Origin of the sequence: Streptomyces sp. NPDC048191 (genome assembly GCF_040652655.1) — a bacterium.
Taxonomy (GTDB): domain Bacteria; phylum Actinomycetota; class Actinomycetes; order Streptomycetales; family Streptomycetaceae; genus Streptomyces.
This window is the reverse complement of sequence record NZ_JBEZMO010000003.1, coordinates 401,033-420,130: the sequence shown is the minus strand read 5'-3', so window position 1 is coordinate 420,130 and position 19,098 is coordinate 401,033. Positions and strand designations below refer to the sequence as shown.

Sequence of the window (19,098 nt, the reverse complement as noted above, 5' to 3'; positions counted from 1 at the left end):
GATTGGCTCCGGAGACCGATGCCGTTCGGGTGTCCGGCGATCCACCATGGAGACATGAGCGCAGCAACCATCTCCCCCTCTCCCGGCCGCCCACCGGCCGGCGCCACGGCCGTGGACGGCCCGCACCACCACCCGCTCGGCAACGCCCTGCGCGCCGTCAAGGTGTTCCTCGAGGCCGCGTTCAGCGTGGTCATCCTCGGCGAGTACGGCGAGGAAGCGGGCATACGCCGTAAGTGACGGCACCGGCCGGGCGGCAGTGCCCGCGGCGGGCCGCCGGCTCAGCCCTCCGCCAGGATCTCGTCCGCGTCCACGATCCGGTAGGCGTAGCCCTGTTCGGCCAGGAAGCGCTGGCGGTGGGCGGCGAAGTCCTGGTCGATGGTGTCGCGGGCGACGACCGAGTAGAAGTGCGCCTGGTGGCCGTCGGCCTTGGGACGCAGGACGCGGCCGAGGCGCTGGGCCTCCTCCTGACGGGAGCCGAAGGTGCCGGACACCTGGACGGCGACCGTGGCCTCGGGCAGGTCGATGGAGAAGTTGGCGACCTTGGAGACGACGAGCACGCTGATCTCGCCCTCACGGAAGGCGTCGAAGAGCTTCTCGCGCTGGGCGTTGGAGGTCTCGCCCTTGATGACGGGGGCGTTCAAGTGCTCGCCCAGTTCGTCCAGTTGGTCGATGTACTGGCCGATGACGAGGATCTGCTGCCCGGCGAACCGGCGCACGATCGCCTCCGTCACCTTCCGCTTGGTGTCCGTCGTCGCGCAGAAGCGGTACTTCTCCTCCGTCTCGGCGGTGGCGTACGCCAGGCGCTCGGAGTCCGTCAGGTTCACCCGGACCTCGACACAGTCGGCCGGCGCGATGTACCCCTGCGCCTCGATCTCCTTCCAGGGCGCGTCGAACCGTTTCGGCCCGATGAGGGAGAACACGTCCGACTCGCGGCCGTCCTCACGGACGAGGGTGGCCGTGAGACCGAGCCGCCGCCGCGCCTGCAGGTCGGCGGTGAACTTGAAGACGGGAGCGGGCAGCAGATGGACCTCGTCGTAGACGATCAGGCCCCAGTCCCGGGAGTCGAAGAGTTCCAGGTGCGGGTAGACGCCCTTCCGCCTGGTCGTCAGTACCTGGTAGGTGGCGATGGTGACCGGGCGGATCTCCTTCCTCGTGCCGCTGTACTCGCCGATCTCGTCCTCGGTCAGCGAGGTCCGCTTCACCAGCTCGTGCTTCCACTGCCGGGCGGAGACGGTGTTCGTGACGAGGATGAGCGTGGTCGACTTGGCCTGCGCCATCGACCCCGCCCCGACCAGCGTCTTTCCGGCACCACAGGGCAGGACCACGACGCCGCTGCCGCCGTGCCAGAAGTTCTCCACGGCCTGCTTCTGGTACGGCCTGAGCGCCCAGCCGTCCTCCAGCAGCTCGATCGGGTGCGCCTCACCGTCGACGTACCCGGCGAGATCCTCGGCCGGCCAGCCCAGCTTCAGCAGCACCTGCTTGATCTGCCCGCGCTCGGACGGGTGCACGACGACCGTGTCCGGGTCGATCCGCGCCCCGACCAGCGGGGTGATCCGCTTGGACCTCAGCACCTCCTCCAGCACCGGCCGGTCGGTGCTGGTCAGCACGAGCCCGTGCGCGGGGTGCTTGCTCAGCGTCAGCCGCCCGTAGCGGTCCATGGTCTCGGCGATGTCCACGAGCAGCGCGTGCGGCACCGGATACCGGCTGTACTGCACCAGCGCGTCCACCACCTGCTCGGCGTCGTGCCCGGCGGCGCGCGCGTTCCACAGCCCGAGCGGGGTCACCCGGTAGGTGTGGATGTGCTCGGGTGCCCGCTCCAGCTCGGCGAACGGCGCGATGGCCCGACGGCAGTCGTCGGCCCGCTCGTGGTCGACCTCCAGGAGCAGGGTCTTGTCCGACTGGACGATCAGCGGTCCGTTCACGTACAGCACACACCCTTTCCACAACGGCCAAACGTCCAGTGTGCCGCATCCGCCGCGGAACCGGGTCAGTCCTCCGCCAGCTCCGCCACGCCCGTGATCCGGTGCAGCGGATAGGTGCGCACCTCGTCCGCCGTGTGGTCGTACGCCGTGACGAAACCGCCCTCCACCTTGACCGGGGCGATGACGCGCTGGCTGGCCGCGCCCTCGGCGTTCACGTAGCCGATCCAGAGCGACTCGCCGGTCAGGACGGCGGCCTGCATGGTGGCCAAGGTCTCGGCGGAGGACGTACGGGGCAGCTCCCCGCCCGCCAGGGGCGCGTCGCCGGCGGGCTTGCGCGGGGCGGTGGCCGCAAGGTCGCCCGCCCGGATCGCGCGGATCGCCGCCCCGAGCAGCGTGGCGTCGGGCGCCGGCGGGCCGTCCGGGACCGGCTCGGGAGCGGTGCGCGGCGGGGTGCGGTGGGCGTGGGCGCGGGCGATCAGGACGTCACCCTCGGCGGACTCGGCGGCCGGGGCGTAGCCCATCGCCCGCAGACCCTCCAGCAGCGTCGCCGGGTCCGACTGGGCGGCCAGCACGGTCGGGGCGAGGCGACGCAGACCCAGGGCGGCGCCCCGCCTGTCGGCCAGGATCTCGTTCAGCAGGGTGTCGTCGTCGCAGCGCACGTACGCCGAGGCCGCGCCGACCCGGAGGTGACCGTGCCTGCGGGCCACGTCGTCGATCAGATAGGCGAGCGGCTGCGGCACCGGGGTGCGGGAGTGCTCGGTGAGGAAGGCGTGCAGATCGGCGGCGGTACGGCCGGCGTCCAGGGCGCGCCGTACCGAGGCCGGGGTGAAGCGGTACACGGTCGCACCGCCCTTGGACTCCACGTCCGCGAGCACGCCGAGGAGATCGGCGAGCGGCCGCTGCAGCGGCCCCGGCGCCACCGCCGTCAGGTCGGCCTGGAGCAGCACGTGGTCCAGCGGCTCGGGCAGGAGCGGCGCGAGCAGGCGGGCTGCGGCGGCCGTCGCCACGGCCTGCTCCGCGGGCGAGAGCGCGGCGGGTGCGGCGGCCGGACGGTGGTGATGGTGCACGGGCAGCTTGTCCCCGGGGCCGACGGGCTCGGCGGAGCCGGTGGCGGCGGACGAGGAGGCGGCGAAGGCCGGGGAACCGGCCGGCGCGGCGGCACCCCGGGCGCCCGATCCGGCGCGCGAGCCGGTTCCCGCAGGCAGGCCCAGCAGCGCCCGCCCGTGTGCCGACAGCGCGCCCCGCCCCGTGATGCCCAGCAGCTCCGCCTCGGACAGCGTCCAGCGGGCCAGCCGGGAGCGCAGGTCCTCCTCGCCGTCCCTCAGGGGGGTACGCAGGGGCCGCTCCCAGCGCAGCCGGGCCAGCACCGACTCGGCGTCGGGGGCCGCGCCCGCCGGCAGCCCGGCCAGCAGGGTCAGCACCCGGTGCCGTACCTCGGGCGCGGCCGAGCGGTCCAGGCCCGGGCCGAGCGCGGCGAGCGTACGGTCCTTCATGTCCCGCCCGCCGACCAGCCCCGCCGTCCGGGTGGCCGCCAGCCAGGCCTCGGCCAGCCGGGCCCAGCGCTCGGCGGCGGGCCGCTCCAGCCACTCGTCGTAGGCGGGCGTGGCCGCGTACCGCTCGTCGGCCTCGCCGTCGGAGGCGATCAGTCCGGCCGCGTACGCCAGCTCCACCCAGAACGCGGCGACCGGTTCGGACACGTCCAGGGCGACGGCGGTCCGCTTCAGATCACGCACGCTCAGGCCGCCGGCCCGCAGCACGGCCGGGCCGCCCTCGTCCCAGTCCTTCAGCAGTTCCTCGACCGTGGCGAGCGTGGTGTACGCCTGTCCGGCGGCCGTCGCGTCCACCACCTGCGGGCCGTGGGCCGTGGCCGGTTCCACGGCGGGCGGCAGCGGCTCGGGCGCGCGGTGGGCCCGGCCCTCGCGCAGGTGCAGGGCCACCTCGCGGGGCAGGACGACCGTGCCCGGCGCGGTCGGCAGCAGCAGGCCCCGGTCGAGCAGCCAGCGCAGATGGGCGGCCGGGTCAGGGGTGACCTGCCCGTACGGCGGCCCCCACACCAGCCGCGACAGCACCTCGCGGGCCGCCTCGGGGGCGCCGGAGAGCAGCTCGGCCATGGCCTTCCGGTCGCCGAACAGCCCGCTGAGCGCGGCCACGGCGGACACCGAGTCGTGCGTCGAGGGCAGCCCGACCGCCGCGACGAGCTCCTGGATGCGGCCCGGCGACATGCCCGAGGTGGCTTCCTGCACGGTGGGCCCGAGCCCGGTCGGAGAGGGGTGCTGCGGGGACGGCGCGAGGAGTTCGCGGGCCGTGCGCACCAGCCGCAGCCGCTCGTCGTCACCCCACACCAGTGCCTGTTCGCGCAGGCCGGCGAGGGCGTGCGGCAGCGCGGCGGCGACCGTCTCGTCCCCGGCGTCCCCGGCCATCAGGGAGAGCAGGGTGTCGTACGACGCCGGGTCCGGGGCCACGGCCAGTGCCTCCGCCGTCTGCAACGCGAACCGGTCCAGCCGCTCCAGGGCGCGCAGCACCGAGGCACGGGTGCCGGCGCGGGTGGCCAGCTGGGTGAGGTCGGTCGGGACGGGCGTGATGAGGTCGGGACGGCTGCGCAGCAGCGCGGCCAGGGAGACGTCGTCCCGCGCGCGGAGCGCTTCCGCGAGGGAACGGGGGGCTGGGCGGGCCGCTTGGCTCATCTGACCCACGGTAGCGGCTGCCGCCCCCGGCGGGGTGCCCCCGGACGCCCCGCACCCCGGGGGCGGTTCGCCGCCGCGACACTGCGCTACCGTCCTCACGGGGTTTCATCACCGTCACCCCGGAGGGGTTCCGTTGGGAATCGAGAGCGACCAGGTCGTCTACGAGTACCTGAGCCGTGTCGGAGACATCGCTCAGCAGCGGCAGTTGCCGTCGGCCACGCGGATGCGGCTGGTCTCGGAGCTGCGCGGCGAGATCGACCGGCACCGGGCCGGGGTGACCGTCGACAGCCCCGCCGCGGTCCGCCGCATCCTGGACCGCCTGGGCACCCCGGACGAGGTCGTCCGGGCGGCGGGCGGCACGTCCGGCACCGGCGGGGCGGACCGGTCGTCCGCCGCCGCCGTGCCGGTGCAGCCCGCGCCGCGCAAGCCGCCGTCGCCGTCGAGGCCGGAGCCGGCGGACGGGCCCGGGGAACGGCGCAGGGGCCTGCGCCGGGTCGTCCCCCGCCCGCGCCCCGCCGAGCGGCCCGGGCCCTCCGCGCCGGGCGACGCCCCGTCCCCGCCGCACCTCGCCGCCGCGCACGAGCTCGGGGACAGCGCCGTGCGGCCGGACTGGTGGCGGGTCGGCGGCAACCCGTTCGCCGCCGCGGCCGAGACCGACTCGGTGCCGGGGTTCGTGGGCGGGGTGGAGATCCCGGAGCTGCTCAAGCGGCCGCGCGGGCCGGCGGAGGAGACGCCGGAGCCGGAAGCGGTGACGGGGGCCGGAACAACCGGGGCCGGGACGGAAGCCGGGGCGGCCGGGCCCGAACCGGCCACGCGCCGCCGCCTGTTCCCCCGCCCCGCCGCCGGCTGGACCAACCCCTTCCTGCTGCTGGCCGCCGCCGCACTGGTCGCCGGGGCGGTGCTCGGAAACTGGTTCGCCCTGCTCCTCGGATGGGTGATGGCCTACGGCTCCCGCCGGCTCACCCCCACGGAGACCAAGGTGGCCGTGATGGTGCTGCCCGGCACGGCGATCGCGGCCGGTCTGGTCTGGCTGTGGGGCCGGGACAACGGACGCTGGGGCGCCCCGATCGCCCAGGGCCACATGAACGACGCGATCGCCGGGACGTGGCCGTGGGTGGTGCGGGGAGCCGCGATCGCGTCGGCGCTGTATCTGGTGTGGCGCTCACAGAGGAGAAGGTGAACGCGGCCGCGGACGGCCACTTCCACGGCGCTGACACAATGGCCGATATGACATTCACCGTCGGATTCGACCTCGACATGACGCTCATAGACTCCCGCCCCGGCATCCACGCCTGCTACACGGCGCTGGCCGAGCGGACCGGGACGTACATCGACGCCGATCTGGCGGTGACCCGGCTCGGTCCGCCGCTCGCGGAGGAGCTGGTCAACTGGTTCCCGGTGGAGCAGGTGCCCGCGATGGCCGACCTGTACCGGGAGATGTACGCGTCGATCGCCATCGCCGCGACCCCCGCGATGGACGGCGCCCGTGAGGCGATGGCCGCGGTGCGCGCGGCCGGCGGACGGACGATGGTGGTCACGGCGAAGTACGAGCCCAACGCCAAGCTGCACCTGAGCCACCTGGGCATCGAGCCGGACGTCGTCGTGGGCGACCTGTGGGCCGAGCGGAAGGCGGAGGCGCTGCGCGAGTACGACGCCGGTGTGTACGTCGGCGACCACGTCGGGGACGTGCGCGGTGCCCGTACCGCGCGAGCGCTGTCCGTCGCCGTGGCGACCGGCCCCTGCTCCGCCGACGAACTGCGCACGGCCGGTGCGGACGTCGTCCTCGACGACCTGTCCGCCTTCCCGGACTGGCTGACCGGCTACCGGGCGGCGCGCGCCTGACGGCGGCCCGCGGCCACCGAGCGCAGCACCCCCGCGCCGGCCAGCAGGAAACCGACGCCCATGAGCATGCTCATGCAGTACATATACGTCGGAAAAGGCTTTGCGCCGAGGAACAGCGGGGCCACCGTGACCAGCGTGGCCGCGGCCCCGATGAAGAACACGATGGCACCGGCACGGATCAGCCGGTCACCGGGCGCGGCGGAATTCGTTTGGGTTTTGTCACGCACCGCACCAGGGTAGTTCCCAGCGCGAGAGAACATCCGGGAGACGTCTTGTCACCCGCTCCGAGACCATTACGCTTGGTAGCGGCGGGTCACTGTCGACCCGCTCTAGTGCTGTCAAGAGCACTTTCCGTAGCAGCAGAAGCAGCAGTACCCCAACTAGCACGAGGACGAGGACAGACGGTGCCGACCGGGCGTGTCAAATGGTTCAACAGTGAGAAGGGCTTCGGCTTTCTCTCCCGCGACGACGGCGGTGACGTCTTCGTCCATTCCTCTGTTCTCCCCGCCGGAGTCGACGTACTCAAGCCGGGACAGCGCGTCGAGTTCGGCGTCGTCGCCGGTCAGCGCGGTGACCAGGCCCTGTCGGTGACCGTGCTGGATCCGACGCCGTCGGTCGCCGCCGCCCAGCGCAAGAAGCCGGACGAGCTGGCCTCGATCGTGCAGGACCTGACGACCCTTCTCGAGAACATCACGCCGATGCTCGAGAAGGGCCGGTACCCGGACAAGGCGTCCGGCAAGAAGATCGCCGGCCTGCTGCGGGCGGTCGCCGACCAGTTGGACGTGTAGGAACCCGTCAGGGGAACGCGAGCGCATCCGGGCCGAGGGGCGGCACCAGCCCCTCGGCCGCCGCACGTGTGAGCAGTCCGCGGACCGCGGCGTAACCGTCCTCCCCGAGACCGGCGGTGAACTCGTTGACGTACAGCCCGATGTGCTGGTCGGCGACGGCCGGGTCCATCTCCTGGGCGTGCGCCATGACGTACGGCCGGGAGGCCTCGGGGTCGTCCCAGGCGGCCCGCACGGAGGCCCGGACGGAGTCGGCGAGCCGGGTGAGGGCCTCGGCCCCCAGTGAGCGCTTGGCGACGATCGCGCCCAGCGGGATCGGCAGGCCGGTCGTCCGCTCCCAGTGCTCGCCCATGTCGGCGAGCTTGTGCAGTCCGTAGTTCCGGTAGGTGAACCGGGCCTCGTGGATGACGAGCCCGGCGTCCACCTTGCCGTCCCGCACGGCCGGCATGATCTCGTGGAACGGCATGACGACGATCTCGCCCACCCCGCCGGGGAGGGTGTCGGCCGCCCAGAGCCGGAACAGCAGGTACGCCGTCGACCGCTCGCTCGGCACCGCGACCGTACGCCCCGTCAGGTCCAGCCCGGCCTCGCGGGTCAGCACCAGCGGCCCGCAGCCCCGCCCCAGCGCCCCGCCGCACGGCAGCAGCGCGTACTCGCCGAGGACGTACGGCAGGACGGCGTACGACACCTTCAGAACGTCGAACTCGCCGCGCTCGGCCATGCCGTTGGTGACGTCGATGTCGGCGAAGGTCACGTCCAGCGCGGGGGCGCCGGGGACCCTGCCGTGGGCGAGGGCGTCGAAGACGAAGGTGTCGTTCGGGCAGGGGGAGTACGCGATCTGCAGCGGTCGGCTCTCAGGACTCATGTGGGTTCCAACTCTCCAGTGCGGGCGGGAGCTTCCCGAACGCCGCGGTGAGGGCGGTCAGGGCGTCGCCGATGCGCCAGGCGGCGCGGTCGCGCGGGCCCACCGGATTGGAGACCGCGCGCAGTTCCAGCACCGGCACCCCGTGCGCGGCGGCCGCCTCCGCCACCCCGAAGCCCTCCATGCCCTCGGCGAGCGCGCCGGGGTGCCGGGCGCGCAGGGCGGCGGCGCGGGCGGCGGTGCCGGTGACGGTGGAGACGGTGAGGATGGTGCCGGTACGGGCGCCGGTGGCCTCGGACACGGCGCGTACGGCCGGTTGGGGCGGGCGGTGGGTGACGGTGCCGAAGCCCAGTTCGGTGACCGCGAGGAAGCCGTCGGTGGTCTCGGCGCCCAGGTCGGCGACGGTGATCGCGTCGGCGACGACGAGGGAGCCGACGGGGGCCTCGGGCTGGAAGCCGCCACCGATACCGGCGCAGACGACCAGGTCGTAGGGGGCGCCTTCGAGGGCGGCGGCGGTCAGGGCGCCGGCGGTGGAGGCGGCGGCGAGGGCCGGGCCGACACCGGCGGCGAGCAGGTCCCAGCCCGTGGCGGTACGGCACAGCAGGGCGCCGGGCAGCCGTGTCTCGGTCACGGCCGGGGGGAAGGCCCGTGCCACCGCGTCCCGTTCGACCGGGACGGCGGTGGCCACGAGGACGCGTGCGGAAGCCGTGGTCAGGCCTTCTTCAGCTTGAACGACCACATGCCCTGGTTGGCCTTCGCGCCCATGCGGATCGTGAGCGTGTTGGTGTTGCCCTGGGTGCCGTACTGCTGGTTGAAGAACGCGCTGCCCGGGATGGTGCGGTAGGTCTTGTTGCTGACGTCGGTGAACTGCTGGCCGTTCACCAGGAGGACCCAGCCGGCGTCCGCGATCTTCGGGTCGACACCGACGCGGACCGTCTCGTCCTGGTCCACCGAGATCGACTTGGCCTTGTCGACGTTCTTGACGCACTGGGCGAGCGACTTGGCGTCCAGGGCCTTGCCGTCGTTGTAGCACATGGCTTCGGAGTTGACCGAGCTTCGGCCGACGGTGACCGTCGCGACGGGCGTCGGCTTCTCACAGGCCGAAAGCAGGAGCAGTCCGGCGGAAACGGCGCCGGCGGCGGCGACGGCGCGGCGGCGTCGCACAGCGGATTGCAGCGTGGTCATGGCCGAAGGCTATCGGGCGCCCGGAGCCGTCCGCCCACGTGGGGTGCGGCGTGCCCGGTTCGTTACGCCAGCCGTGCCCTGGGCCGGGGGCACGGTGTCCGGTTCGTTACGCCGGCCGTGCCCGCGGCCGGGGTCGGAGTGTCCGGTTCGTCGGCCGGCGGCGGTCACGACACGCGGGGCCGTTGGCGGCCGCCCTGGCGCGCCGAGGCGAGGAGGCCCTTCAGCGTGGCCAGCCAGCCGACCGCCACGAACGCCGCGCCGACCAGCAGGCCCACGGTCCCGTTCAGCGGCAGCACGATGCCGACGGCCCCGCCGAACACCCACGCCATCTGCAGCAGCGTCTCCGAGCGGGCGAACGCCGAGGTGCGCACCAGCTCCGGCACGTCCCGCTGGATCAGCGCGTCCAGGGCCAGCTTGGCCAGCGCCTGGGCGAACCCGGCGACGGCGGCGAGGCAGGCCACCAGGAACGTCCCGAAGAACAGGGCGGCCACGACCGCCGTACCGAGGACCACGGCGACGACGGTCACGATGATGATCTCCGGGGCGCGTGACCTCAGCCAGGCCCCGACGGCCGTACCCAGGGCGTTGCCCGCCCCGGCCGCGACACCGACGATCCCCAGCGAGACCGCCGCGCTCTCGCCGGTCAGCGGATGCTCGCGCAGCAGGAAGGCGAGGAAGAAGATCAGGAAGCCGGACAGGCAGCGCAGGCCGGCGTTGGCGCCGAGGGCGTGGGTGACGGCGGGCCCCACGGTCCGCAGTCCCGGCCGTTTCGCCTGCTCCCTGCGGCGCTGCGGCCCGTGCAGATGCCGCTCGTCGGCCGCCAGCAGTGCCACGGCCTCGCCCCTGGCCGAGTCCACCGTGGGCGGCAGGGTGAACGACAGGAACATTCCCGCGACGAAGATCACGAAGGCGCCGTACAGCGGCCAGGGGTCGCCGACCTGGTGCAGCCCCGCCGCGACCGGCGCGGCGACCCCGGTGGCCAGCAGGCCGGCGAGGGTGACCCGGGAGTTCGCCTTCACCAGCGAGAACCGGGGCGGCAGCAGTCGCGGCACGACCGCGCTGCGGACCACCCCGTACGCCTTCGACGCGACCAGCACCGCCAGCGCGGCCGGGTACAGCTCCAGGCTGCCGCTCGCCACGGCTCCGGAGATCACCAGCGCGAGCAGGGCACGGACCAGCATCGACCCGGCCATCGCGGCCCGCCGGCCGTGCGGCAGCCGGTCCAGGAGGGGGCCGATGACCGGGGCCAGGACGGTGAACGGCGCCATGGTGATGGCGAGGTACAGCGCGACGCGCCCCCGCGCCTCGTCCGTCGGCACGGAGAAGAACACGGTGGAGGCCAGCGCCACGGTGATCATGACATCGCCGGCGCCGTTCACCGCGTGCAGCTCGATCAGCTTGCCGAGCCCCGACTCGCCCGCACCGTGCGCGTGCGTGGCCTTGCGGATGCCCCGCGCGGCACCGGTGACAGGAAAGTGCAGGGCACGCCCGACGGAGCGGACGGCGCCACCGGCCCGGCTCGCGCCGCCACCCCGAACACCACGCCTGTCCGCGGTCGCCACGTGCTTCATAGTGCCCCGAGAAGGCGGCCGGTAGTGCGGTACGGCACGGCCGAGATGGGCGGGGGCTCCGGGCGCGAGGACGGCCGGGTGTGGGAGAGGATGGGAAAAGATGCCGCGTAGCAGCGACGAATCTCGTTCGGTGTAGCGTGCGTATCTCAGCCATAACGCAGAATGGATGGCAGAGGTGCGCCCGAGCGCGCGGATGCATGACGTCGATGCGGTCCCCAGGTCCGCTCCGTCGGCAGGCCCGCCTTCAGGCAGCCGCACTCGACGAGACGGCGTAGGAGAGAAGCGATACCTGTGAGCGCAGCGACAACGCGAAGCCGCACCCCCGACCGTCTGTGCGCCGAGGCGGTCGATCTCGCCCGCGCCGCCGCCGAAGAGGCCGCCGCGCCCGGCGTGGTCGGCGAGCACGCCGGCCTCGTCTCCGAGGGCGACCGCGTTGTCACGCACTTCTTCGAGTGCAAGGAACTGGGCTACCGCGGCTGGCGCTGGGCGGTCACCGTGGCCCGCGCCTCCCGCGCCAAGGTGGTCACCCTCGACGAGGTGGTCCTCCTCCCCGGCCCCGACGCCCTGCTCGCCCCCGAGTGGGTCCCGTGGAGCGAGCGCCTGCGCCCTGGCGACCTCGGCCCCGGCGACCTGCTCCCCACCGACCAGGACGACCTGCGCCTGGAACCCGGCTACTCCGGTGAGGAGGAGCCGCTGCCGAACTCGGCGGTCTCGCACGAGATGGCGGAACTGGCGGAGGCCGAGGACGCCGACGTGACGCCCGGCGCACCGGCCGTCCAGCCCACGACCCCCTCCCGGGGCTCGATCGCCGCGGTCGCCGAGGAACTGGGCATGCGCCGCGCCCGGGTCCTCTCCCGCTACGGCCTGCACGTCGCCGCCGACCGCTGGGAGGAGTCGTACGGCCCCAAGACCGCGATGGCCCAGGCGGCCCCGGCGACCTGCCAGACCTGTGGCTTCCTCACGCCCATCGGCGGCTCCCTCGGCCAGGCCTTCGGCGTCTGCGCCAACGAGTTCTCCCCGGCCGACGGCCGGGTGGTCTCCCTGTCCTACGGCTGCGGCGGCCACTCGGAGGCCGCGGTCATGCCCAAGCCCCCGCAGCCGGCCCCGCCGGTCATCGACGAGACCCGGGTGGACCCCTTCCCGCTCCGCCCGGCCCGCGACTCGGGCTCGGTCCCGGAGGCCGGCGACGAGGAGACGGCGGAACTGGGCCACTCCTGAGCACCGGCCGCCGCCGCGAGACCGCCGCGTCCCGGGCCTGACCTCTCCCTTCGGTCGGCTGCCGGTGCGGGCGGTACCTTCTCCTCACGCCGATGAGGAGTGTGAACGTGAGCAGCAAGTACGTGCGGCCGGCGGCCGAGGGTGCCGATCCCTTCGGGACGGCCCGGCTGCGCCGTGGTGTTCTCGACGCCTGGGCCACCAGCCCCGCCCGGTTCCGCGAGGACGCCAACGCCGAGGAGGACCTGGTCCTCGGCGGCTACCGGGACCGGCTCGTCGTCGAGCTGGCGCAGAACGCCGCCGACGCCGCCGCCCGGGCACGCGTGCCGGGGCGGCTCAGGCTCACCCTCCGGGACGGCGTCCTCGTCGCCGCCAACACCGGTGCCCCGCTGGACGCCGCCGGAGTGGAGTCGCTCTCCACCCTGCGGGCCTCCGCCAAGCGGGACACCGAGGTGACCCAGGGCGCCGTCGGGCGGTTCGGCGTCGGCTTCGCCGCCGTACTCGCGGTGACCGACGAACCCGCGATCGTGGGGCGGCACGGGGGTGTCCGCTGGTCCCTCGCCGAGGCGCGGGAGCAGTCCGCCGAGACCGCCCGGCACAGTCCCGGGCTCGGGGACGAGGTCCGGCGCCGGGACGGGCATGTGCCGCTGCTCCGGCTGCCCTTCGCCGCCGAGGGCACGGCCCCGGACCCGTACGACACCGCGGTCATCCTGCCCCTGCGCGACACGGCCGCCGGCGATCTCGCCGAGCGGCTGCTGAACGCCGTCGACGATGCCCTGCTCCTCGCCCTGCCGGGTCTGGAGGAAGTCGTGGTGGAGGCCGGGGGCGAGGAGCGGCGGGTGCTGCGGCGCCGTACCGAGGGCGCCGTCGTCGTCGTGGAGGACTCGCGCGAGGGCACCACCCGGTGGCGTACCGCGTCCGCCCACGGGCCGCTCACCCCGGACCTGCTCGCCGACCGGCCCGTGGAGGAGCGGCTGCGCCCCCACTGGTCGGTGACCTGGGCCGTGCCCGAGGACGCGGAAGGGCGCCCGGTGCGGCCCCGTACGTCCCCCGTCGTGCACGCGCCGACCCCCAGTGACGAGCCCCTCGGCGTTCCCGCCCTCCTCATCGCCTCCTTCCCCCTCGACACCACCCGCCGGCGCACGGCCCCCGGCCCGCTCACCGACTTCCTGGTGCAGCGCGCCGCCGACGCCTACGCCGAACTGCTCGCCGACTGGCGGCCGGTGACCGACGGGATCATCGACCTCGTACCGGGACCGCTCGGCAAGGGCGAGCTGGACGGGGCGCTGCGGCAGGCCGTGCTGGAGCGGTTGCCGCGTACCGCCTTCCTGCCCCCGGCCGTCGTCGCGAAGGGGGACGACGAGTTGCCGGAGGCGCTGCGGCCGCGGGACGCCGAGGTCGTGGAGGGCGCCGGGGCGGCCACCGTGCGGGTGCTCGCCGAGGTGCTGCCCACGCTCCTTCCCGCCGGTCTGGAGCGGCGGGCCGAGCTGCGCACCCTCGGGGTCGCCCGGCTGCGGCTCGCCGACGCCGTCGACCGGCTCGCCGGGCTGGAGAAGGACCCGGACTGGTGGTGGCGGCTCTACGACAGCCTCGCCGGGGTCGACCCCGACCGGCTGTCCGGCCTTCCCGTGCCGCTTGCCGACGGGCGGACCACCATCGGGCCCCGGCAGGTGCTGCTGCCCACCCCGGACGGCGCCCGCCTCGACGCGGACGTGCTCGGGCGGCTCGGTCTGAAGGTGGCCCACGAGGACGCCGTGCACCCGCTGCTGGAGAAGCTGGGCGCGCTGCCCGCGACCCCGCGCGCGGTGCTCACCACCCCGCAGGTGCGGGCCGCGGTGGCCGCCTCGCTGGACGAGGAGGGCGCGGCCGGCGGATGGGAGGACGACGCTCCGGACGCCGAGGAACTGGCCGACACCGTCCTGTCGTTGGTCCGGGACGCGGCGCTGGAACCGGGTGACGAGCCCTGGCTGGGGGCGCTCGCGCTCCCCGACGAGGACGGTGAGCCGGCCCCCGCGGGTGAGCTGGTCCTTCCCGGCAGCGCCTTCGCCCGCGTGATCCGCGAGGGCGAACTGGCCGCGGTCGACCGTGACCTGGCCGACAAGTGGGGCGAGCAGCCGCTGACCGCCTGCGGGGTGCTCGCGAACTTCGCGCTGGTCCGCGCCACCGACGTCGTCCTCGACCCGGACGAACTGGAGCCCCGGGAGAGCGACTTCGCCGAACCCGACGACGCCGGGCTGCTGGACGCCGTCGACGTGTGGAGCGAGGACATCCTCGACCGCTTCCCGGACAGCCCGGTGCCTCCGGTCGCCACCGAGCTGATCGCCGTACGCGACCTGGACCTGGTGGACGACGAGCACTGGCCCGAGGCGCTCGCGCTGCTCGCCCAGCCCCCGCTGCGGGACGCCCTCACCCAGCCGGTCCGCGTGCTGCTGCACGACGGCACCCACGAGATCGTACGGCCGTACACGGCGTGGTGGCTGCGCGGGCATCCGGTGCTCGACGGTCGCCGGCCCGCCGGTCTGCTCGCGGCCGGCGGGGATCCGCTGCTGCGCGGCCTGTACGACGAGGCCGACGCGGCCGGGTTCGAGGACGAGCAGGTGCTGCGGGCCCTGGGCGTGCGCACCTCGGTGGGCGCCCTGCTGGACGAGCCCGGCGGCGCCGCCGAGCTGCTGGACCGCCTGGCCGATCCGGAAAGGCCGGTCACCCCGGCCCAACTGCACGGACTGTACGGGGCGTTGGCCGAGCTGGACCCCGATCAGGTGACGCTGCCGGACGAGTTGCGGGCGGTGGTCGACGGCCGGGTGGAGGTCGTGGACGCGGGGGAGGCGGTCGTGGTCGACTCGCCCGACCTGCTGCCGTTCACCTCCGGGGTGCCGCTGCTGCCCGTCCGGCCGGCCCGGGCGGCCGAGCTGGCGGAGCTGTTCCAGGTGCGGCGGCTGAGCGAGTCCGTCACCGGTGAGGTGCACTCCGAGGGCACCGAGCACGACGTGCCGGAGCCGGTGCGGGTGCTGCTCGGCCCGCGGACACCGCGGACGTACGTCGAGCACGAGGAACTCGTCGTGGACGGCGTGGAGATCGACTGGCGGCTCACCGACGACGGCGTGCTGCACGCGGCCACGCTGGAGGGCGTCGCGGCCGGACTGGCGTGGGCGGCGGGGCAGTGGCCGCGGCGCTTCGAGGTGGCGGCCCTGCTGGAGGACCCCTCACGGACGGAGGAACTGGCCCGGGACCGCTGGTTCGACTGACGACGCCGCGGCGGACCTGGCTTCACAGCTCCCCACCGTTCCCCTGTGTGCCGGGTCTGACCACCGGAGCCGACCGGCTCACCAGTCACTACGCACGCAGGGGAACACATGCGTATCCGCGCCTCTGTCGCCGTCGCCGACGGCTACCACCGCTTCTCCTTCGCGGGTAACTCGACCACCTCCGCGGTCAGCGCCGCCGGCGACTTCGTGGACGTGCAGTGGACGCCCGGTGCATCCGCCGGAAACTCATGGCTTCAGTCGTACAACCACTCCATTGCCTCACCGGTCTGATCACGCGAGTCGACTGACTCCACGATCACTTGGACCTCGTGTCCACCTTCTCCCTACAGGGGAACGCATGCGTATTCGTGCCACCGTGGCCGCCGTCTCCGGCGCCCTGGCCCTCTCCGCCTTCGTCGTGCCGGCCGCCCACGCCGCCGACGGCTCCGCGACGCCGTCCAAGGCCGACATCCTCAAGCTCCGCGAGGCCGCCCACGGCGCCTCCTCCGGCAAGACCGCGTTCGCCGCCTCGGACGACAGCGGCTCGCCGTACGCGATGGACGTCACCTTCTCCAACTTCAAGATCGCCGGCGCGGTCAAGGTCGGGACGACGAACCACGTCTCCACCACGGTCACCTACACGTTGACCCACGGGTCGGACGTCGACATCACCGCCGACGACTTCGTCACCGGCCCCTACCTCTACAAGGGCTCGTACGACACGCCGGACAACATGCTGTTCGGCAACGCCCCGGCCACCTGCAAGATCACCTCGTCGACCACGGCCAGCTGCACGGGCCTGATCGACATCTACCCCGGCCCGGACGACGAGGAGCTCGTGAACTCCGACGCCGGTACGTGGCACGGTGCGGCCCTCGCCATCGCGTACAACGGCCAGGACCCGAACAGCGCCGACTTCGACATCACCAAGGTCGGTTACGCCGACCAGGGCGGCCTCGGCACGACGCTGGTCCAGCGCAACTCCACGCTGACGGTCAACGCCTCCCCGGAGCCGGTGACGAAGGGCCGGACCATCACGGTCACCGGCAAGCTCGCCCGGGCCAACTGGGAGGACCACCACTACCACGGCTACACCGGTCAGTCGGTGAAGCTGCAGTTCCGCAAGAAGGGCTCCAGCACCTACACCACGCTGAAGACCATCAAGACGGACTCCACGGGCAACCTGAAGACCACGACCACGGCGTCGGTCGACGGCTACTACCGCTACTCCTTCGCGGGCACCACGACCACCCCGGCGGTCAACGCCGCGGGTGACTTCGTCGACGTGCAGTAAGCAGGACGGTTCCGGCTCCGGGAGCGCGTGCCGCTCCCGGAGCCGGAACGTTTCCTCGCACGTCTTCTCCGCGGGCCCCTAGTCGGGGAAGCGGCGGGCGACCCACTTCCACAGGAACTCCAGGGCGGCCGCCGCCACCACCGCGATGCCGACGGCGGTCCACGGCATGGTGACGCCCACCAGCTTCAGCGCGAAGAACCCCTGCAGTGCCGGCACGGCCAGGACCAGCAGGAACGCCGCTCCCATCGCGACCACCAGGGTCACCCGCCACCAGGTGTAGGGGCGGGCGACGATCGCCAGGATCCACAGGGAGACCAGGAAGAGGGTCAGCGTCGCCGCGCTCGTCTCGGCACCCAACTGACCGCTCCCGGTGTAGTGATGGCGGGCGATCAGATACGTGACGAAGGTCGCCGACCCGGCCACCACGCCACCCGGCACCGAGTACCGCATGACCCTGCGCACGAAGTGCGGTTTCGCGCGTTCCCTGTTCGGCGCCAGGGCCAGGAAGAACGCCGGGACGCCGATGGTCAGGGTGGACAGCATGGTCAGGTGCCTGGGCAGGAAGGGGTACTCGACCTGCGAGCACACCACCAGGACGGCCAGCAGCACCGAGTACACGGTCTTCACCAGGAACAACGTCGCGACCCGGGTGATGTTGCCGATCACCCGGCGCCCCTCGCCGACCACCGACGGCAGGCTCGCGAAGCTGTTGTCCAGCAGCACGATCTGCGCCACCGCCCGCGTCGCCTCCGAGCCGGAGCCCATGGCCACCCCGATGTCGGCGTCCTTCAGCGCGAGCACGTCGTTCACGCCGTCGCCGGTCATCGCGACCGTGTGCCCGCGCGACTGCAGCGCCCCGACCATGTCCCGCTTCTGTTGCGGGGTGACCCGCCCGAAGATCGTCCCCTTGTCCAGCGCGTCCGCCGTCCCGGCCCGGTCCCCGGGCAGGTGCCGCGCGTCCACGGTCGTCCCCTCGAGACCCAGCTTGGCGGCCACCGCGCCGACCGAGACCGCGTTGTCGCCGGAGATGACCTTGGCGCGGACGTTCTGGTCCGCGAAGTAGCGCAGGGTGTCGGCCGCGTCGGGCCGCAGCCGCTGCTCCAGGACGACGAGGGCGGTGGGACGGGCGCCGCGGGCCGGCTCGGGGTCGTCCAGATCGCGGCGGGCCCGGGCCAGCAGCAGCACCCGCAGCCCCTGCTCGTTGAGGCGCCCGGTCTCGGCCAGGGCCGGGTCGTCGTCGGCGAGCAGCACGTCCGGGGCGCCGAGCAGCCAGGTGCTGGTCTCCCCGTCGCCCTCGCTGAACGCGGCCCCGCTGTACTTGCGGGCCGAGGAGAAGGGCAGCGACTCCACGCAGCGCCATTCCTCGCTGTCCGGGTAGGCGTCGATGATCGCCTGGAGGGAGGCGTTGGGGCGCGGGTCGGACTCGCCGAGGGCGCCGAGCACCCTGCGCACGTACCCCTCGTCGGCCCCGTCGAGCGGGCGCAGCTCGGTGACGTCCATGCCGCCCTCGGTGAGGGTGCCGGTCTTGTCCAGGCAGACGGTGTCGACGCGGGCCAGGCCCTCGATCGCCGGCAGCTCCTGCACCAGGCACTGCTTGCGGCCCAGCCGGATGACGCCGATCGCGAAGGCGACGGAGGTGAGCAGGACCAGTCCCTCCGGGACCATCGGGACGATGCCGCCGACCGTGCGGGCGACCGCGTCCTTGAAGTCGTCGCTCTTGACCACGAGCTGGGTGATGACCAGGCCGATCGCGGCCGGGACCATCATCCAGGTGACGTACTTGAGGATCGTGGAGATGCCGGTGCGCAGCTCGGAGTGGACCAGGGTGAAGCGGGAGGCCTCCTCGGCGAGCCGGGCCGCGTAGGCCTCGCGGCCGACCTCGGTCGCGGTGAAGGCGCCGCCGCCCGCGACCACGAAGCTGCCGGACATGACCGGGTCGCCGGGGCGTTTGACGACGGGGTCGGCCTCGCCGGTGAGCAGCGACTCGTCGATCTCCAGCCCGTCGGCCTCGGCGCACACCCCGTCCACGACGATCTTGTCGCCGGGCCCGATCTCGATCAGGTCGTCGAGGACGATCTCGTTTGTGGCGACTTCGACGGCGGTCCCGGCTCTGCGTACGGTCGGCCGGGCCTCCCCGATCACCGCGAGCGAGTCGAGGGTCTGTTTGGCCCGCCACTCCTGGACGATGCCGATGCCGGTGTTGGCGAGGATGACGAAGCCGAAGAGGCTGTCCTGGACGGGCGCGGCGAACAGCGTGATCAACCAGAGCACGCCGATGATCGCGTTGAACCGGGTGAAGACGTTGGCCCGGACGATCGCGCCGAGCGAACGGCTGCTGCGCACGGGTACGTCGTTGACCTGGCCGCGGGCGACGCGTTCCGCGACCTGGGCGGCGGTCAACCCGGCCGACGGGCTCCTGGGCAGGGCCACGGGGTGCACGGGGTCGAGTTCGGCACCCGCGTCCATATGGCTCATGTCATCGACGGTACGTGC

General features: G+C 73.5%; 16 protein-coding genes. 8 read left to right on the top strand and 8 right to left on the bottom strand.

Annotated elements, in window-relative coordinates:
* The first annotated feature begins 54 nt into the window (after positions 1-54).
* Positions 55-237 carry a hypothetical protein gene (locus tag AB0D93_RS07710; protein ID WP_362114604.1) on the top strand — a complete coding sequence of 61 codons (183 nt, stop codon included), beginning with the start codon at positions 55-57 and terminating at the stop codon, positions 235-237.
* Positions 238-278: 41 nt separating this feature from the next.
* On the opposite strand, the gene AB0D93_RS07705 is transcribed toward AB0D93_RS07710, so the two are convergent.
* Both AB0D93_RS07705 and AB0D93_RS07700 read right to left on the bottom strand, forming a co-directional pair.
* Positions 279-1,922: a DNA repair helicase XPB gene (locus tag AB0D93_RS07705; protein ID WP_362115107.1), complete on the bottom strand. Its 1,644-nt coding sequence runs from the start codon at positions 1,920-1,922 to the stop codon at positions 279-281.
* 65 nt (positions 1,923-1,987) lie between these two features.
* Positions 1,988-4,606: a helicase C-terminal domain-containing protein gene (locus AB0D93_RS07700; protein WP_362114601.1), complete on the bottom strand. Its 2,619-nt coding sequence runs from the start codon at positions 4,604-4,606 to the stop codon at positions 1,988-1,990.
* Between the two features lie 133 nt (positions 4,607-4,739).
* Between AB0D93_RS07700 and AB0D93_RS07695 the strand changes: the two genes are divergently transcribed.
* Positions 4,740-5,786, top strand: a complete 1,047-nt coding sequence (locus AB0D93_RS07695) for a hypothetical protein (protein WP_362114598.1) — start codon at positions 4,740-4,742, stop codon at positions 5,784-5,786.
* A 38-nt stretch (positions 5,787-5,824) separates the two neighbouring features.
* Positions 5,825-6,448 (top strand): HAD family hydrolase, encoded by a 624-nt coding sequence (locus AB0D93_RS07690; RefSeq protein ID WP_362114595.1) that lies wholly within the window; start codon positions 5,825-5,827, stop codon positions 6,446-6,448.
* Here AB0D93_RS07690 and AB0D93_RS07685 read toward each other — a convergent pair.
* Complete coding sequence (locus AB0D93_RS07685) at positions 6,427-6,675, bottom strand: hypothetical protein (protein WP_362114592.1); 249 nt, start codon at positions 6,673-6,675, stop codon at positions 6,427-6,429. The genes AB0D93_RS07690 and AB0D93_RS07685 overlap by 22 nt on opposite strands.
* A 177-nt stretch (positions 6,676-6,852) precedes the next feature.
* Between AB0D93_RS07685 and AB0D93_RS07680 the strand changes: the two genes are divergently transcribed.
* The gene (locus tag AB0D93_RS07680) at positions 6,853-7,236 is read left to right on the top strand and encodes a cold-shock protein (RefSeq protein ID WP_362114589.1); all 384 of its coding nucleotides are present in this window, start codon (positions 6,853-6,855) and stop codon (positions 7,234-7,236) included.
* A gap of 7 nt (positions 7,237-7,243) precedes the next feature.
* Here AB0D93_RS07680 and AB0D93_RS07675 read toward each other — a convergent pair whose 3' ends face one another.
* The 4 genes from AB0D93_RS07675 to AB0D93_RS07660 form a co-directional block, all read right to left on the bottom strand.
* A complete protein-coding gene (locus tag AB0D93_RS07675; protein WP_362114585.1) occupies positions 7,244-8,098 on the bottom strand; it encodes a 1,4-dihydroxy-6-naphthoate synthase in 855 nt (284 codons plus the stop codon).
* On the bottom strand, positions 8,088-8,834 hold the full coding sequence (locus AB0D93_RS07670) for a futalosine hydrolase (RefSeq protein ID WP_362114582.1): 747 nt from the start codon (positions 8,832-8,834) through the stop codon (positions 8,088-8,090). Before AB0D93_RS07670 ends, AB0D93_RS07675 begins: the two co-directional genes overlap by 11 nt.
* Positions 8,807-9,280: a DUF2771 domain-containing protein gene (locus tag AB0D93_RS07665; protein ID WP_362114579.1), complete on the bottom strand. Its 474-nt coding sequence runs from the start codon at positions 9,278-9,280 to the stop codon at positions 8,807-8,809. Before AB0D93_RS07665 ends, AB0D93_RS07670 begins: the two co-directional genes overlap by 28 nt.
* A gap of 164 nt (positions 9,281-9,444) precedes the next feature.
* Positions 9,445-10,851 (bottom strand): MFS transporter, encoded by a 1,407-nt coding sequence (locus AB0D93_RS07660; protein ID WP_362114576.1) that lies wholly within the window; start codon positions 10,849-10,851, stop codon positions 9,445-9,447.
* 291 nt (positions 10,852-11,142) lie between these two features.
* Here AB0D93_RS07660 and AB0D93_RS07655 point away from each other — a divergent pair, with 291 nt between their 5' ends.
* From AB0D93_RS07655 to AB0D93_RS07640, 4 genes are all read left to right on the top strand, one after another.
* Positions 11,143-12,069: a DUF3027 domain-containing protein gene (locus tag AB0D93_RS07655; protein ID WP_362114573.1), complete on the top strand. Its 927-nt coding sequence runs from the start codon at positions 11,143-11,145 to the stop codon at positions 12,067-12,069.
* Between the two features lie 92 nt (positions 12,070-12,161).
* Entirely contained in the window at positions 12,162-15,311 is a 3,150-nt protein-coding gene (locus AB0D93_RS07650; RefSeq protein WP_362114570.1) for a molecular chaperone Hsp90, read from the top strand.
* A gap of 108 nt (positions 15,312-15,419) precedes the next feature.
* A complete protein-coding gene (locus tag AB0D93_RS07645; RefSeq protein WP_362115126.1) occupies positions 15,420-15,602 on the top strand; it encodes a hypothetical protein in 183 nt (60 codons plus the stop codon).
* Positions 15,603-15,669: 67 nt separating this feature from the next.
* On the top strand, positions 15,670-16,605 hold the full coding sequence (locus AB0D93_RS07640; protein ID WP_362114567.1) for a hypothetical protein: 936 nt from the start codon (positions 15,670-15,672) through the stop codon (positions 16,603-16,605).
* A 78-nt stretch (positions 16,606-16,683) separates the two neighbouring features.
* Here the strand turns inward: AB0D93_RS07640 and AB0D93_RS07635 are convergent, their stop codons facing one another.
* The gene (locus AB0D93_RS07635; RefSeq protein ID WP_362114564.1) at positions 16,684-19,080 is read right to left on the bottom strand and encodes an HAD-IC family P-type ATPase; all 2,397 of its coding nucleotides are present in this window, start codon (positions 19,078-19,080) and stop codon (positions 16,684-16,686) included.
* Positions 19,081-19,098 lie beyond the last annotated feature (18 nt).

What these genes read in the sequence shown, in the direction of transcription:
- AB0D93_RS07710 (WP_362114604.1), top strand. Translation starts at nt 55, where the DNA reads ATGAGCGCAGCAACCATCTCCCCCTCTCCCGGCCGCCCACCGGCCGGC.
- AB0D93_RS07700 (WP_362114601.1), bottom strand. Translation starts at nt 4,606, where the DNA reads ATGAGCCAAGCGGCCCGCCCAGCCCCCCGTTCCCTCGCGGAAGCGCTC.
- AB0D93_RS07690 (WP_362114595.1), top strand. Translation starts at nt 5,825, where the DNA reads ATGGCCGATATGACATTCACCGTCGGATTCGACCTCGACATGACGCTC.
- AB0D93_RS07675 (WP_362114585.1), bottom strand. Translation starts at nt 8,098, where the DNA reads ATGAGTCCTGAGAGCCGACCGCTGCAGATCGCGTACTCCCCCTGCCCG.
- AB0D93_RS07665 (WP_362114579.1), bottom strand. Translation starts at nt 9,280, where the DNA reads ATGACCACGCTGCAATCCGCTGTGCGACGCCGCCGCGCCGTCGCCGCC.
- AB0D93_RS07660 (WP_362114576.1), bottom strand. Translation starts at nt 10,851, where the DNA reads ATGAAGCACGTGGCGACCGCGGACAGGCGTGGTGTTCGGGGTGGCGGC.
- AB0D93_RS07650 (WP_362114570.1), top strand. Translation starts at nt 12,162, where the DNA reads ATGAGGAGTGTGAACGTGAGCAGCAAGTACGTGCGGCCGGCGGCCGAG.
- AB0D93_RS07645 (WP_362115126.1), top strand. Translation starts at nt 15,420, where the DNA reads ATGCGTATCCGCGCCTCTGTCGCCGTCGCCGACGGCTACCACCGCTTC.
- AB0D93_RS07640 (WP_362114567.1), top strand. Translation starts at nt 15,670, where the DNA reads ATGCGTATTCGTGCCACCGTGGCCGCCGTCTCCGGCGCCCTGGCCCTC.
- AB0D93_RS07635 (WP_362114564.1), bottom strand. Translation starts at nt 19,080, where the DNA reads ATGAGCCATATGGACGCGGGTGCCGAACTCGACCCCGTGCACCCCGTG.